General features: G+C 35.2%; 16 protein-coding genes. 6 read left to right on the top strand and 10 right to left on the bottom strand.

The features are described from left to right. Positions 1-52: 52 nt before the first annotated feature. Positions 53-307 carry a biotin/lipoyl-containing protein gene (locus NSS97_RS02385; RefSeq protein WP_044444334.1) on the bottom strand — a complete coding sequence of 85 codons (255 nt, stop codon included), beginning with the start codon at positions 305-307 and terminating at the stop codon, positions 53-55. Positions 308-608: 301 nt separating this feature from the next. On the opposite strand from NSS97_RS02385, the gene NSS97_RS02380 reads away from it, so the two are divergent. Then, the gene (locus NSS97_RS02380; protein ID WP_107887827.1) at positions 609-2,012 is read left to right on the top strand and encodes a sigma 54-interacting transcriptional regulator; all 1,404 of its coding nucleotides are present in this window, start codon (positions 609-611) and stop codon (positions 2,010-2,012) included. 81 nt (positions 2,013-2,093) lie between these two features. Next, on the top strand, positions 2,094-2,291 hold the full coding sequence (locus tag NSS97_RS02375) for a hypothetical protein (protein ID WP_107887826.1): 198 nt from the start codon (positions 2,094-2,096) through the stop codon (positions 2,289-2,291). A 52-nt stretch (positions 2,292-2,343) separates the two neighbouring features. Here NSS97_RS02375 and truA read toward each other — a convergent pair whose 3' ends face one another. The 6 genes from truA to NSS97_RS02345 all read right to left on the bottom strand — a co-directional run bounded on the left by truA (position 2,344) and on the right by NSS97_RS02345 (position 8,299). Beyond that, positions 2,344-3,081 carry a tRNA pseudouridine(38-40) synthase TruA gene (truA, locus tag NSS97_RS02370; RefSeq protein ID WP_002125027.1) on the bottom strand — a complete coding sequence of 246 codons (738 nt, stop codon included), beginning with the start codon at positions 3,079-3,081 and terminating at the stop codon, positions 2,344-2,346. Between the two features lie 83 nt (positions 3,082-3,164). Next, positions 3,165-4,544 carry a 23S rRNA (uracil(1939)-C(5))-methyltransferase RlmD gene (rlmD, locus tag NSS97_RS02365; RefSeq protein ID WP_002029595.1) on the bottom strand — a complete coding sequence of 460 codons (1,380 nt, stop codon included), beginning with the start codon at positions 4,542-4,544 and terminating at the stop codon, positions 3,165-3,167. A gap of 10 nt (positions 4,545-4,554) precedes the next feature. Further along, positions 4,555-5,418, bottom strand: a complete 864-nt coding sequence (locus NSS97_RS02360; RefSeq protein ID WP_002125025.1) for a DNA-3-methyladenine glycosylase family protein — start codon at positions 5,416-5,418, stop codon at positions 4,555-4,557. 59 nt (positions 5,419-5,477) lie between these two features. Next, complete coding sequence (gene pdaA, locus NSS97_RS02355; RefSeq protein ID WP_088031664.1) at positions 5,478-6,260, bottom strand: delta-lactam-biosynthetic de-N-acetylase; 783 nt, start codon at positions 6,258-6,260, stop codon at positions 5,478-5,480. 126 nt (positions 6,261-6,386) lie between these two features. Next, positions 6,387-7,910 carry a class I fumarate hydratase gene (fumA, locus tag NSS97_RS02350; protein ID WP_088293327.1) on the bottom strand — a complete coding sequence of 508 codons (1,524 nt, stop codon included), beginning with the start codon at positions 7,908-7,910 and terminating at the stop codon, positions 6,387-6,389. Positions 7,911-8,116: 206 nt separating this feature from the next. Further along, complete coding sequence (locus tag NSS97_RS02345; protein ID WP_002010264.1) at positions 8,117-8,299, bottom strand: SE1561 family protein; 183 nt, start codon at positions 8,297-8,299, stop codon at positions 8,117-8,119. Between the two features lie 213 nt (positions 8,300-8,512). Here NSS97_RS02345 and yfkAB point away from each other — a divergent pair, with 213 nt between their 5' ends. Beyond that, positions 8,513-9,640 (top strand): radical SAM/CxCxxxxC motif protein YfkAB, encoded by a 1,128-nt coding sequence (gene yfkAB / locus NSS97_RS02340; RefSeq protein ID WP_002125019.1) that lies wholly within the window; start codon positions 8,513-8,515, stop codon positions 9,638-9,640. Positions 9,641-9,832: 192 nt separating this feature from the next. Here the strand turns inward: yfkAB and NSS97_RS02335 are convergent, their stop codons facing one another. Both NSS97_RS02335 and cax read right to left on the bottom strand, forming a co-directional pair. Further along, positions 9,833-10,630: a YfkD famly protein gene (locus tag NSS97_RS02335; RefSeq protein ID WP_002125017.1), complete on the bottom strand. Its 798-nt coding sequence runs from the start codon at positions 10,628-10,630 to the stop codon at positions 9,833-9,835. Positions 10,631-10,711: 81 nt separating this feature from the next. Continuing rightward, a complete protein-coding gene (gene cax, locus NSS97_RS02330; RefSeq protein WP_016103262.1) occupies positions 10,712-11,767 on the bottom strand; it encodes a calcium/proton exchanger in 1,056 nt (351 codons plus the stop codon). A gap of 179 nt (positions 11,768-11,946) precedes the next feature. Here cax and NSS97_RS02325 point away from each other — a divergent pair, with 179 nt between their 5' ends. From NSS97_RS02325 to NSS97_RS02315, 3 genes are all read left to right on the top strand, one after another. Continuing rightward, positions 11,947-12,363: a pyridoxamine 5'-phosphate oxidase family protein gene (locus NSS97_RS02325; RefSeq protein WP_002140268.1), complete on the top strand. Its 417-nt coding sequence runs from the start codon at positions 11,947-11,949 to the stop codon at positions 12,361-12,363. Between the two features lie 155 nt (positions 12,364-12,518). Further along, positions 12,519-12,665, top strand: coding sequence for a BH0509 family protein (locus NSS97_RS02320; protein ID WP_000817786.1), 147 nt, complete (start codon positions 12,519-12,521; stop codon positions 12,663-12,665). A 107-nt stretch (positions 12,666-12,772) separates the two neighbouring features. After that, on the top strand, positions 12,773-13,201 hold the full coding sequence (locus tag NSS97_RS02315; protein ID WP_002029573.1) for an EamA family transporter: 429 nt from the start codon (positions 12,773-12,775) through the stop codon (positions 13,199-13,201). Positions 13,202-13,215: 14 nt separating this feature from the next. Here NSS97_RS02315 and NSS97_RS02310 read toward each other — a convergent pair whose 3' ends face one another. Beyond that, positions 13,216-13,809, bottom strand: a complete 594-nt coding sequence (locus NSS97_RS02310) for a DedA family protein (protein WP_002029574.1) — start codon at positions 13,807-13,809, stop codon at positions 13,216-13,218. Positions 13,810-14,073: the final 264 nt, after the last annotated feature.

Below are 14,073 nucleotides of genomic sequence, written 5' to 3'. Positions count from 1 at the left end.
TCTTCATAGTAAAAATAATTATTTAAAAGAGCAAAAATACATACTACTTATATTAATCACTACCTGTTATTAAAAGGTCATCCCTCAATGTTATTAATAGTTTTTGATCAGCGATAGCTTGTCCTTCTACCACTTCTAATGATTCGATATAACCACTGATTCCCACTTTAATTTCCACCTGCTGCTTATCTATTGTTTCAATTAACGCTAATTTTTCCCACTCATATACGTAAGAACTTTCAGTAACAAATAATTTCTCTACTTTCCCGTAACAAGGACTATACACGCCTTCTATAACCGTCTTCACTTTATAAATTCCTCCCTCTTATTAATTGAAACTGAAACGTTGCATACACTATGAAGATTCATAATCCCCCTACTCTTTAAATTTAGAGATCTTAACTACTATTCATGCAAAATACGTACCAACCTCAATACCTATGTAAAATTAGGATTTCTTACGAAAAAAATCTGCATAACCGCAAAAATTTTCTATCATTTGAAAATTTTTAAGAGAAAATAGCAAAAAAATTTTGCGATTTTATAAGAATTTTAATAAAATTATAAAAAGTCAGTCTTCATAGGGTATAACGAGGAGAAGATAATACATGCATACAGAAGAAATCAATTTTAAAAAGATTATTGAAATGAATGTGCTATACGAAACTTTACTCAATGAACTAGATATTGGGATCCATATTATTAATGAGGAAAGTAAAACGATTATCTATAACCGTAAAATGATGGAAATTGAATCAATGGATCGCTTAGATGTGCTAGATAAAAATCCTTTAGAAGTATTTGCATTTGAAGAAAATAAAAATAGTACTCTTATAGAGGCTTTAAAACTTGGAAAAACAAACAAAAATATAAAACAAACGTATTTTAACAATAAAGGACAAGAGATTACGACGATTAACGATACTTTTCCTATAATAGAAAATGGAAAAATTAAAGGCGCTATTGAAATTTCAAAAGAGATTAGTCATTTAAAGCAAACAATGAAAACGAACCTTTCTCGAAAACAAAATACTAAGTTTACCTTTGATCACATAATTGGTGATTCTAGAGCTATTCAATCGGTCATTACAGAAGCAAAGAGAGTAATACGTACGCCATCCTCCATACTTATCATCGGGGAAACAGGGACCGGTAAAGAGCTATTTGCGCAAAGCATCCATAATGAAAGCAAGCGTTCAACAAAACCATTTATTTCGCAAAACTGTGCCGCTATACCAGAAACCTTAATGGAAAGTTTACTATTTGGTACAAATCGAGGTGCTTTTACAGGAGCAATAGATAAACCTGGTTTATTTGAAGAGGCAAATGGGGGAACTTTGTTATTAGATGAAATCAACTCATTAAGCCCAGCACTTCAAGCTAAATTATTGCGTGCTATACAAGAGAAAACAATACGAAGAATTGGGGGGGCGCAAGAAAAAGAAATTGATGTTCGTATTATAGCAACTATTAATGAAGATCCTCTTGAAGCCATAGCACACAATCGATTAAGACAAGACTTATATTACCGATTAAGCGTTGTTACTTTATGTCTTCCACCTTTACGGGAACGAAAAGAAGATATTGCATATCTTGTTCAACACTTTATTGAAAAATACAATATCCAATTTGATCTTAGCGTAAAAGATGTAGATTTAAACGTAAATAACTTCTTCTATAAATACGATTGGCCTGGTAATGTGAGAGAACTAGAACATATAATTGAAGGCTCCATGAACTTAATAGAAGATGAAGATATCATTACAGCGTTCCATATGCCAACGCACTTTCGCGAACTAGCAAAAAAGGAACTGAATATGCAGACTCCGCTAACTAGTCACAATACTGATACGCCACAAACTTTAAAACGTATAATCGAAGAAATGGAAAAGAAATATATCCATCAAATTCTTAAAGAAAATAAAGGTAATATCTCACAAGCCGCAAAATTTTTAGGATTGAGTAGACAAAACTTACAATATCGAATTAAAAAATTGCACTTACACATATGAAATGAATCTTTCTCCAAGTGTAAAAAAACTGGTAAAATATGTTATAATAAACGTATAATATGCTAGAAAGGGGCAATGTATATGAGTAATGATAAAAAGTTGAATTTATTACACTACTTAGGTCTTTTCCCTACCATTCTATGTATAATGCTATTCATTGATATGAGCAGCTTTCCTCATGCAAAGCTCTTAGGCACAATTAGCGGCTCCTTTGCAGCTATTATGCTTGCTGCTTTTTGGAATTTGAAGCTACGTATGAAGAAAGAGAAATCTTCTTAATTTCAGAGTGCAAAAAAATCGAGCCTTATCAGCTCGATTTTTTTACTTATTATTAAAATTCAACATTCTCCAAATACAATCCACTCGCCTCAGCAAGACAATTAATTTGATTACGTTGTTTTTCCTCTAAAATGTTTGGAATTGCGTCCGCCTCTAATTGCCCTAATCCAACTTCAATTAATGCTCCAACAATTTTCCGCACCATGTTATGAAGGAATCCGTTACCACTTACTCTAATTTGTACAAATCCTGATTCTTCGGAAACATCAAGTGTATACACTTCTCGAACCATAGATTTTTTCTTAGACTTTGCATTTGAAAAGGCAGTGAAGTCATGTGAACCAACTAAATGTTTCGCAGCTTCTTTCATGCTTTTCACATTTAATTGTTTATTCACGTGCATGCTGTATTTACGCATAAATGGGTTCGTATGCTCTTCATTCCAAATTTTATAAAGATATGTTTTTGCTTTAGAATTGTAACGAGCATGGAAACGATCTGGTACTTCTTCTACACTCGTAATACTAATATCATTTGGTAAATATTGATTTAAATACTTTTTCACTTTATGTTCTACTAACTTCTCATCACTTTGAAAGTTAGCTACTTGATTCAAAGCGTGTACACCAGCATCCGTTCTACTACAGCCGATAATTTCAATTTCTTTTCCGACCATTTCAGATATTATACTTTCGATTTTCCCCTGAATCGTATTGTCATTATTACCAAGACGTTGCCACCCTTTATAACGCGCACCATCATATTGAATCGTCAATTTATAATTGTTCATTATATTCTCCTTACTTCCATTCGCTAAATAAAATATACCCTCACATAGCTCTTGCTTTGTGAGGGACATATCCTTATTGAATGTTACTTTCTAACAAGTTTCACCACATTTTCTACATGAGCTGTATGCGGGAACATATCAACTGGTTGTACATACTCCACTTCATAGCTCTCCATTAATGTTTCCACATCACGTGCTAATGAGGAAGGATTACAAGACACGTAAACAACTTGTTTCGGTTTCACTTTTAAAATCGTTTCAAGTAATTTATCATCACAACCTGTACGCGGTGGGTCGACAACAATGACATCTGGACGCCAGCCTTCTTTTACCCACTTTGGTAACCATTGTTCCGCTTTACCAGCTTCATACTTTGCATTTGTGAATCCGTGGCGTTTTGCATTTTTCTTTGCATCTTCAATCGCTTCTGGAATTACATCCATACCACGTACTTCCGCTGCATCATTCGCAAGCCAAAGTCCAATCGTACCGACACCACAATACGCATCCACAATCTTCTCGTTTCCTGTTAAAGCAGCTGCTTTTTTTGCTTCATCGTATAAAACAACTGTTTGTTCTGGATTTAATTGGAAGAATGCGCGTGCTGATAATTCAAATGATAAATCACCTAGTGTTTCTTGAATTACTTCTTTTCCAGCTAATTTAAATGTTTTATCACCGAAAATAACAGATGTTTTACGCCAGTTTACGTTTTGCATAATTGATTTAACACTTGGCATTTGTTTTTGCACTTCTGCGATAAATTGATCTTTATTTGGTAATTCTTCTTTTGTTGTAATAAGTGTGACTTGCACTTCCCCTGTTTGAACTGCAGTACGTGTCACAATTGTGCGTACTAAACCTTTTTGTTTTTTCTCATTGTAAATAGAAACATTTAATTTTTCTAATATACGTCTTACAACTTTTGTCGCTTCATTCGTTGCTTTATGTTGAATCATGCAATGAGAAATATCAATTAACTGATGTGAGTTTTGCTTATATAACCCTGTAATAACCTTTTCGTCTTTACGCCCCACTTGCAATTGACTTTTATTACGATAATGCCATGGATTTTCCATACCAAGCGTCGGACGAATTTTCTCTTCCAGACTGTTATTCATGTACTTCTCAAATGCTTGTACAACGATATCACGCTTTTGATTTAATTGTTCTTTATAATCCAAATGCTGCAATTGACAGCCACCACACTCCTCATATACTGAACATGGTGCTTTCACACGATGTGGTGAGGATTTACGAACTTTTTTCACTTTCGCTTCAGCGAAGCCACGCTGAATTTTCGTTGCTTCAGCAACAACTTCTTCTCCTGGTAATGCCCCTGGAATGAAAACAACTTGTCTCTTAAAATAACCAACGCCTTCTCCGTTAATCCCAAGACGTTTAATTGTCACAGGAAACGTTTGACCAACTTCCAACTTACTCTCTTGTTGCTTTTGTATCATTATTACACCTCTACTCTATACTTTTCCATAAATATAACGCTGCATAACTGCAATATGGTTCACACTCTTGTTTCACTTTTTCTAAAAATGCATCATCAGGCTTATTATCTAATTGAAATACACCTTGCACTGCGCGCTGAATTCCAATGTCTGCTTTTGGAAACATATTTTTCCGACCAAGCCCAAACATTAAAAAGTTTTGCACTGTCCATGCTCCAATACCCCTTATTGGTAACAATTGTGCCGATACTTCTTCTTCTGTTTCGTTTTGTATCCTTGCTAAATCTAATTTACCGCCTACAATATGTTTTGCTAATCCTACTATATATTCGGCTTTTCGCTGACTAAACTTCTGCTCTCTCAATTCTTCTATTGAAATGTTTGCTACTCTTTCTGGTGTTGGGAAAAAGAAAACGCCGTTCTTCTCTGTCCCATATCGTTTTACAAATTGATCTGTTAGCACAGTAGCAAATTTCAAATTTATTTGTTGATGAATAATACAGCGAAGAAGACAAGCGAAATAATCAAATTCTAAAATAATTGGAGTATAAGCATATGTTTCAAATAGTGGACGTAATGATGTGTTTAAAAAATGATTTTGTATATTTTGAAACGGTTCATTCCAGTGAAAAATGGATCTCATTCGTTTCATTACTTTCTCTTGATCTCCTGCCTGACTAGAGATCCAAAACTGTGGATTTTGAACAGTACCAATCCCTTGCAAACGAACAACAATCTGTTCTTCGTCTATAAAAAGCGGGACATAAATTACTTTCTCGTCTAATTGAATAACGTTTAACGGGTCGAAAGATAAACGCTTTAGTACTTCCTCAAAATGGTACGGATATTCTAACGTAACATGTTCGCTCCACATACGTTTCCCCATCCTTTTTACACATCATTATAGCATGAGAAAACCGCAAGCATACATGCTTACGGTTGATTGCTTTTTACTAAATCATCTAGGCTTTTAAAATGATACCCTTTCTCGCGCAAATCATCAATGATTTTCGCAAGTGCTTCTGCATTATCTTTTGATATTGCATGAAGTAACAAAACAGATCCTGGATGAATCATAGTCATTACATTATTATGAGCGTATTGCCATCCTCTTTGCTGATCTACTTTCCAATCAAGAAATGCAAGCGACCAAAACACGTTATAATATCCCATGTCTTTCGTAAGCGCTAGCGTTCTTTCACTAAACACGCCTCGCGGAGGGCGTACATATTTCACTTCTTTTTGCCCAGTAACTTTTTTAATCTCTTCCGTTACGCTCGTTAATTCTTCACGAAGTTTTGCATCATTTACTGTTGTAAAATCTGGATGACTCCAAGAATGATTACCAATAATATGTCCTTCATTTTTCATTCTTAATAATAAATCTTTTTGTGTTTTTATATAATGTCCCGTCACAAAGAAAGTTGCTGGTACTTTTTTCTCCTTCAGTACATCTAAAATCTTTCCTGTATATCCATTTTCGTATCCATTATCAAATGTTAAATAAATATCTTTTTTCTTCGTATCTCCTAAATAAAACCCACCATTTTTTTGTAGTAATTCTGTATATAGTTTCCCTGCATCTGGCACCGTTTCATTTTTAGGACGTGGGATTCCCCAGTTATGTGGTGTATTCGTATAAGCAAATGCTGAAACTGGAACAAGTGCCATCATAATTGAAAAAATGAGACCTATATATAACCATTTATATTTCATAAATAGTCTCCTTTCCATATATAATCGTACCTGTAGTTTCTGTTTCCCTGCTTTCTTTCATGCTGAACATGTTTTTCTATATATACCAAAAAAATGCACCTCGAATAATTCGAGATGCACTTCTCTTTACTTAAATACAGGTTCTTTAAAGCTCGCCAATTTTTCAAGTGATGTTTTATCAACATCAGCATGTAGACTTTTACCATGAGAATCCATCGTTACAACTGCTTTAAAACCATCGATACGTAAATGCCACATTGCCTCTGGGATACCGAATTGTAAGAAATCAACATCTTTCACTTCTTTAATACATTCAGCATAATATTGCGCTGCACCACCAATTGCATTTAAGTACACACCACCGTGTTCTTCTAAAGCTGCTAATGTTTTAGCACCCATACCGCCTTTACCAATTACAGCACGAATACCGAACTTTTTCATAATATCGCCTTGATATGGCTCTTCACGAATGCTTGTCGTTGGGCCTGCCGCTTTAATTTGCCAATTGTCATTTTCATCTTTCACTACAACTGGACCACAGTGATAAATAATTTGTCCCTTTAAATCTACTGGACAATCGTTATCCATTAAATGTTTATGAATCGCATCACGTCCTGTATACATCATGCCGTTAATTGTAACAACGTCACCAACACGAAGTTCACGAATTTGCTCTTCTGTAATTGGAGCTTGTAATACGATTTCACGCTGCTCTGTTTGTTCTTGCGCAGCGTCTTGTTGAAGTGTATCTTCACCTTCTTGGTATAACCAATCCATAATTTCACCTGTTTCAGGATGAATTGTTACGCCAAGACGACGATATGCCCAACAATTATACGCAACAGATACGTAGAAGCTCGCTGGCAAACGATTATATACTCCAATTTTGCAACCTAATAAAGTTGTTTCTCCGCCAAATCCCATCGTACCAATGCCAAGCTTATTCGCATTCTCTAATACATACTCTTCAAGCTTGTGTAATTCTGGAACTGGATTTACATCATCTAATGTACGGAATAATTGATTTTTTGCTAATTCGTAACCTGATGTGCGGTCTCCCCCGATACCGACGCCGATTACTCCTGCGCTACACCCTTGACCTTGCGCTTGATATACTGCATGAAGAAGGCATTTACGAATTCCTTCTAAATCACGCCCAGCTCGTCCAAGTCCTTCTATTTCACAAGGCAGGCTATATTGAATATTTTTATTCTCACAACCGCCGCCCTTTAAAATTAAACGTGCATCAATGTAATCTTTTTCCCATTGTTCAAACTTAATAACAGGTGTACCTGGTCCTAAATTGTTTCCGCTATTGTCTCCAAAAAGAGAATCAACAGAGTTTGGACGAAGTTTACCATCTTTTGTCGCCCGCTCAAGCGCACTATAGATAGCTTCCTTCAGTTTTAATTGATTCACACCAACTGGTGTATAAATTTTAAACGTTGGCATCCCTGTATCTTGGCAAATTGGCGAGATATTATCATCTGCCATTTTAATGTTATTCGTAATTGTGCCAAGTGCCATCGCCGAACGAGTTCCTGCATTTTCTCGTTCTTTCGCTTGTTGAATTGCGCGACGAACATCTTTCGGTAAGTTCGTTGACGTTTCAACAATTAGTTGATACATGCTTTCTTGAAGCTTTTCCATTGTTACTTCCCCCTCAATTGTGAACGCTACCAAAACGTTATGAAATGAAAATTCCATTGTTATACTCTTCAGCTGTTTATTTATTTCACGCCATTAAAGGTTAAATGAAATTTTTCACAACTTGATTATACCTTTTTTTCTATATTCCTTCTATTATCCGTACAGAAAAAGGCTGCCAATTTTGTAGTGGCAGCCTTTTTAATATATTATTCGTCTTTTTTAAATTGCTCACATTTCAGTTCTAATTCATCTAACATTGCAAGAAGACGATCTACATCTTCTAATTCTACCTCTTCTGGTTCAATCGTATCAATTACTTCAATGAACATATTTAAACGTTCTTTCAAATATACTAGTTGTGAATCTTTACCTTGAATTGCTTTTCCCATGAAGGCACTCTCCTTTTAATTCGAGTTGCTTTTATTATACCGCAAAAATGATTGCTATGGGCATGTAATTTCATCAATTTCGTCACAGTAATTCATTATAATGTAAGCCCTCTCTCTTTTTTCACAAAAAAGTTTCACTTTATAAAAAGCTCATATTCTTCTATTATAGAGAATGGACAAATTGTTATTTCAATAGTCAAAGGAGTATTTCATATGACGATATCACAAATAATGAAGCCGATTACTCCTTCTTACGATCCATGGGAAGCGTATATGGACCTTGAAGAGTACGGCAAACTACTATTAACAAACGTTGAGTTTACAACGACGACGTTATGCAATATGCGTTGCGAGCATTGCGCTGTTGGTTACACATTACAGCCGAAAGATCCAAACCCGCTTCCGATGGAGCTTTTATTAAAACGATTAGATGAGATTCCTCATTTACGTTCTTTAAGTATTACAGGCGGAGAACCTATGCTTTCAAAAAAATCCGTCGACAACTATGTAACACCACTCTTAAAATACGCCCATGAACGAGGCGTTCGCACTCAAATTAACTCAAACTTAACTATAGATTTAGCACGTTACGAACAAATTATTCCCTACTTAGATGTATTGCACATTTCACATAACTGGGGAACAATCGATGACTTCGTTGAAGGCGGATTTGCAATGATGGAGCGTAAGCCTACTTATGAACAGCGCGCTAAATTATTTGAAAGAATGATTACAAATAGTAAAGCTCTATCAGAGGCAGGTGTACTCGTATCAGCCGAAACTATGTTAAACAAACGAACTCTACCACATATTGAACATATTCACCGTCAAATCGTTGAAGAAATGGGCTGTAAACGTCATGAAGTTCACCCGATGTATCCGAGTGACTTCGCTAGCACACTTGAAATTTTAACAAAAGAAGAAATTCGAAATGCAGTTGAACATTTATTAGAGATCCGTGATGAAAATGTGTGGATGTTATTCGGAACATTACCTTTCTATGCATGTAGTGATAATGAACACGATTTAGCTACACTAAAGAAATTACATGAAAGTAAAAATGTAACTGTCCGCAATGATCCAGATGGTCGTTCTCGTTTGAACGTAAATATTTTCGATGGAAATATTATCGTGACCGACTTCGGTGATGTCCCGCTTCTAGGTAATGTACAAACAAATACACTACAAGAAGCTTACGACAAATGGTGTGACTCAAAAACAGCAAAATCATTAAGTTGCCATTGTCCTGCCGTGAAATGCCTTGGACCAAACGTTCTTGTAAAAAATAGCTACTATCCAAAAGAAGATTTCTTATCAAAAACATCAAACATTATGTTATAAAGTGAAACTTTAATCAGTGGTTGTTTTGTTCATCCCCCACTGATTATTAGCCCACACCAATCGGGAGTTTACGGGCAGCAGGGCCTCCCACCTAACTTCTTTGCTCCAGCCGAATTTTGAGGTGGGAGTTTTACTGCCCGCAAATAGCGGGATAAATAAAAAACGTCAGCTTATAGGCTGACGTTTTTTATTTCATTGTGCATGCGATGAAGAAACAAATTTAAAAAATAAATGATCATGAATTGGAATAGCGGCTCCGATTCCTTGAGATGTAATATTTTTCACGACAAGCTTTTTTTGATTCCCTTTTAACACAAGGTAGACTTCTCCAAATGTTACTTTTCCTTTTTCATTTACTGCTGGTGTATACGCATATAAATATCCAAGTTGACTTGGACTAATATTATAAACACGCTCATGTCCGGTACCATAACCAATGGTTGTTTTAAATGAAAGTGGCAATTGTACTTTTTCAAGCGCTTTTAGAAGCATCATTTTTTTCACATCTGTAGTATCTTTCATATCTGCTGTTAAATCACCTTCGATTGTCTTTTGGGTTTCTTGCTTATAGCGAAGTGGGTATAAGCGATCCCCTCCGCGATTATCATATACATTTCGATTTACTTGCTTATATTCCCAATTAATCGATGTGTCTATTGACTCATAATTTAATGCCCATTGTCCTAAATAAATTTTCGCTCGGTACCCTACTGCAAGCGGTGCATTCGAAATTGTCGTTTCATTAAACATTCGAATTAAATCTGGGTTTTCAATTTTAATATTTGCTGTTTTCAATAGTTCTTGCGCAAACTTACTTGGCTGTAAACGCGGTAAATCTTGTGCGTCATTTGGAAATGTATTATCCTTTGAAATATTTAAAACAGATGAAGGCATTTTTACTTCTACCGTTGTCTTTGCAAAACTACTGTTAGGAAATAATAAAATAAACGAGACCATGGTTGAAAGACATATGCTGTATACTCGTTTCACCTGTCTGGCTCCTTCCTACGTAAAGGTATATAAATTACTGTATTTAGTGTTTTCCCTCTGAAGCATTGTTATCCCTATTTTTCATAATAAATAAAAACCAATTCCCATAATGACATACGCAGCTAATAAAGTGCCTCCTTCAAACCAGTTTGTATCCCCATCATTTGAAATGGCGATAGTTAAGAAAACAGCTGTAATCATAGAAACAAGTTCTGGTATTGTAAATACTAGAGGCATCTTTTGTGCAAAAAGCATCGAAAGAAGTACTAACACAGGAGCAACAAACATGGCGATTTGTAATGTAGAACCTACTGCAATTTCTACTGCGATATTTACTTTATTTTTATATGCCATAATAATCGCAGATGCATGTTCTGCTGCATTACCAACAATCGCAACGATGATAACCCCTATAAATAACTCTGACCAGCCAAATGACTTTGCAACCGTTTCAAAAGTATGTACGAGTGCCTCTGAAACATAAGCTACCGCAATTGTTGCTATCGCTAAAACGAGTAGCGCTTTACCTTTCGACCACTCAGGCTCCTCCTCATGTACTTCTTCATCGCTCTTATGTTGATATACACCGCGGTGCGTAACTAACTTAAATAGCAATGCAGCAAGGTACATAATGATCATGATAATAGAAACACCAATACTTAATTGATACGTCTTTCCAGCATCCATCTTCATTGAAAAAATCTCTGGAATAACAAAGGCTACGACAACAGCAAATATTAATAAAGCTGAATTATGTCTTGCATCATAAACATTGAAACTTTGTCTTTTATACTTAAGGCCACCTATAAAGAAGGATAACCCTCCTACCAGTAATAAGTTTCCAAGTACAGAACCAGTTAAGGAAGCTAAAACAACTTCTGTTAATCCTGCCTGGAGTGCAAAAATTGAAATGATAAGTTCCACGGCATTACCGAAAGTTGCATTTAATAAACCACCTATCCGAGGCCCAGAAACAATTGCTAAACTTTCTGTCGCCCTCCCCATAAAACCAGCTAATGCAATAATAGTAATGCAGTATACAGCAAACATAATAGTTTGTGGCCAATGAAGTGTTTTTCCGATTACAGAAAGTGGTACACCTATAAGCGCTACTATGAGAAATATTTTATTAAACATGCTTTTCATCCTTCCATCGTATGTATTTCTCCTCGATATTATTATTATTCATCTCCTAACTTGTCCGATTTCATCACAATTACGTTTAAAAAATCGGATTGAAGAAAACAGTATGAAAGATATTTAAATTATCTTGTCCAGACAGAAAAAATTATGAATTATGAAAAGAGGCTAAAAATATGCACTTAAAAGAAAAAATCGCAACTATTATTCAAGGTCAACGCACTGGTGTATTATCTACTGTACGTAACGATAAGCCACATAGCGCCTTTATGATGTTTTTCCACGAAGATTTTGTACTATATGTTGCAACAGATCGAAATTCAAAAAAGATAACAGATATTGAAAAAAATCCCAATGTACATGTACTACTTGGACGTGAAGGAAAGAAATTAGATGAGGATTACATTGAAGTTGAAGGTATAGCTTCCATCGAAGAAGATCAAACATTAAAAAACAAATTTTGGACTAATAGCTTAAAACGCTGGTTACTCGGTGCGGAAGACCCTAATTACGTACTAATAAAAATCAATCCCGATACAATTTATTACATCGATAGTGCTGGTACGACCGAGCCCGAGTTTTTACGACTATAAAATAAAAACAAGCCCCCCTTAGGTGGGCTTGTTTTGTCGAAAGGTTCTTCTGAAAAAACAATAAAATAGGTGGAACTTTCTAAAGATTCTGTTATATAATAGCAGTAACTTAAATAAACTGTATTAAAACAGATTGAGGGGAGAAATTAAAATTGATGAAAAGAGAAGAACGAAAAAACATGATTGAGTTTATTGAAAAGAAAAAAGGGATTGAACGTGACGAATTATTATTTATGACGGATGATGAAGTAGAGCATATTTATAATGTAACGTACTTTTTATATGAAGAAATAGCAGAGTAGTATAATAAACCCCCACCTTATTAAAAATATAGGGCGGGGGTTTATTTCGTTTTTATACATGAGAATGATTTTCATGTATAATAATGTAAGATTGGAGGAGTTTCACTATGAGTTCATGGCTATTATTCGCACTATTATCAGCAATTGCTGCTGCCCTCGTATCTATTTTCGGAAAGATTGGCTTAGATGGAATCGATGCCAACGTCGCAACAACGGTTCGCTCTATTATTATGGCATTATTTATGGTAGGAGTTATTATTATACAAGGTAAATTTCAAAATATCGGTGATGTCCTCCTAAATAAAAAAGCACTGCTATTTATCACATTAAGTGGAATCGCTGGTGCTTCGTCATGGCTATTTTATTTTCTTGCGTTAAAAACAGGAAAAGTTTCACAAGTAGCACCTATCGATAAATTAAGTGTAGTATTTTCCATTATTCTCGCGATGATTATATTAGGTGAAAAGTTAAACTTTATGACCGGTATTGGTGTAGTCTTTATTACAGCTGGTGTATTATTTATTGCTTTCAGCTAAAAAAACCGCTATTATTAGCGGTTTTTTCTTTTCCTTATGTAAATCCACACAATCAATATTACAATTGCCGAAACTAATAAAATCCATATTCCATAATGATGTAAACTATATTCAACAAAGCGCCACTTCTCTCCCAGTTTCCAACCTAAGCCAATAAAAACACTTATCCAAATTAGTGCACCACCGTAAGCATACAAACAAAATCGCCACAATGTTAAATTTGAAACTCCAGCAAAATATGCTGTTAAATGACGTACTCCCGGTATAAAGTAGCCAATCATTAAAAGAAATGGACCGTATTTTTCAAATAAAATATGTGTTTTTTCAATATGATGTTCCTTAATTCTAACTTTCGGACCATATTTTTTTAAAACAGGGAGTCCAAGTTTTAAACCTAATATGTAACTTAATGTAATGCCAAGCATTGCACCTGCCATTCCACTTAAAAAAGCAGCTGTTCCTGACATAACTCCTTTTGAAATGTTATATCCAATAAAAGTCAATAAAAACTCATCCGGTATAGGTAATCCAACAATCCCGCCAGCTAAAGCTATAATAATTCCAAAATATCCATAATGTGCGATTAACTCGCCAATATGTTGTTCCATTCGGAAGACACATCCTATACACGATCGTTATCCCATATTGTGCCCATTCTATCTTTAAGACAAACATGGTATACATATTCACTATACATTGTTTTTATAATGAACTCTACTTCTATTCCATTCCTTAAATAGAGATTTAATCGGTGGTTTTTTATCCATCCCTACTGATTATTGGCCTGAACCAATCGGGATTTTACGGGCAGCAGGTCTCCCACTTAACTTCCTTGCATTCGCTCAATTTTGGAGTAGGAGTCCTACTGCCTA

This window comes from Bacillus sp. FSL R12-0074 (genome assembly GCF_038005725.1).
GTDB lineage: Bacteria > Bacillota > Bacilli > Bacillales > Bacillaceae_G > Bacillus_A > Bacillus_A mycoides.
This window is presented reverse-complemented; position numbering and strand designations above follow the sequence as displayed.

Bases quoted from the DNA above. Each gene is read 5' to 3' on its own strand.
- NSS97_RS02325 (WP_002140268.1), top strand. From the start codon at position 11,947: ATGCACTTAAAAGAAAAAATCGCAACTATTATTCAAGGTCAACGCACT.
- NSS97_RS02375 (WP_107887826.1), top strand. From the start codon at position 2,094: ATGAGTAATGATAAAAAGTTGAATTTATTACACTACTTAGGTCTTTTC.
- NSS97_RS02345 (WP_002010264.1), bottom strand. From the start codon at position 8,299: ATGGGAAAAGCAATTCAAGGTAAAGATTCACAACTAGTATATTTGAAA.
- NSS97_RS02320 (WP_000817786.1), top strand. From the start codon at position 12,519: ATGAAAAGAGAAGAACGAAAAAACATGATTGAGTTTATTGAAAAGAAA.
- cax (WP_016103262.1), bottom strand. From the start codon at position 11,767: ATGTTTAATAAAATATTTCTCATAGTAGCGCTTATAGGTGTACCACTT.
- truA (WP_002125027.1), bottom strand. From the start codon at position 3,081: ATGAACAATTATAAATTGACGATTCAATATGATGGTGCGCGTTATAAA.
- pdaA (WP_088031664.1), bottom strand. From the start codon at position 6,260: ATGAAATATAAATGGTTATATATAGGTCTCATTTTTTCAATTATGATG.
- NSS97_RS02380 (WP_107887827.1), top strand. From the start codon at position 609: ATGCATACAGAAGAAATCAATTTTAAAAAGATTATTGAAATGAATGTG.
- fumA (WP_088293327.1), bottom strand. From the start codon at position 7,910: ATGGAAAAGCTTCAAGAAAGCATGTATCAACTAATTGTTGAAACGTCA.
- NSS97_RS02360 (WP_002125025.1), bottom strand. From the start codon at position 5,418: ATGTGGAGCGAACATGTTACGTTAGAATATCCGTACCATTTTGAGGAA.
- NSS97_RS02310 (WP_002029574.1), bottom strand. From the start codon at position 13,809: ATGGAACAACATATTGGCGAGTTAATCGCACATTATGGATATTTTGGA.
- NSS97_RS02315 (WP_002029573.1), top strand. From the start codon at position 12,773: ATGAGTTCATGGCTATTATTCGCACTATTATCAGCAATTGCTGCTGCC.
- rlmD (WP_002029595.1), bottom strand. From the start codon at position 4,544: ATGATACAAAAGCAACAAGAGAGTAAGTTGGAAGTTGGTCAAACGTTT.
- yfkAB (WP_002125019.1), top strand. From the start codon at position 8,513: ATGACGATATCACAAATAATGAAGCCGATTACTCCTTCTTACGATCCA.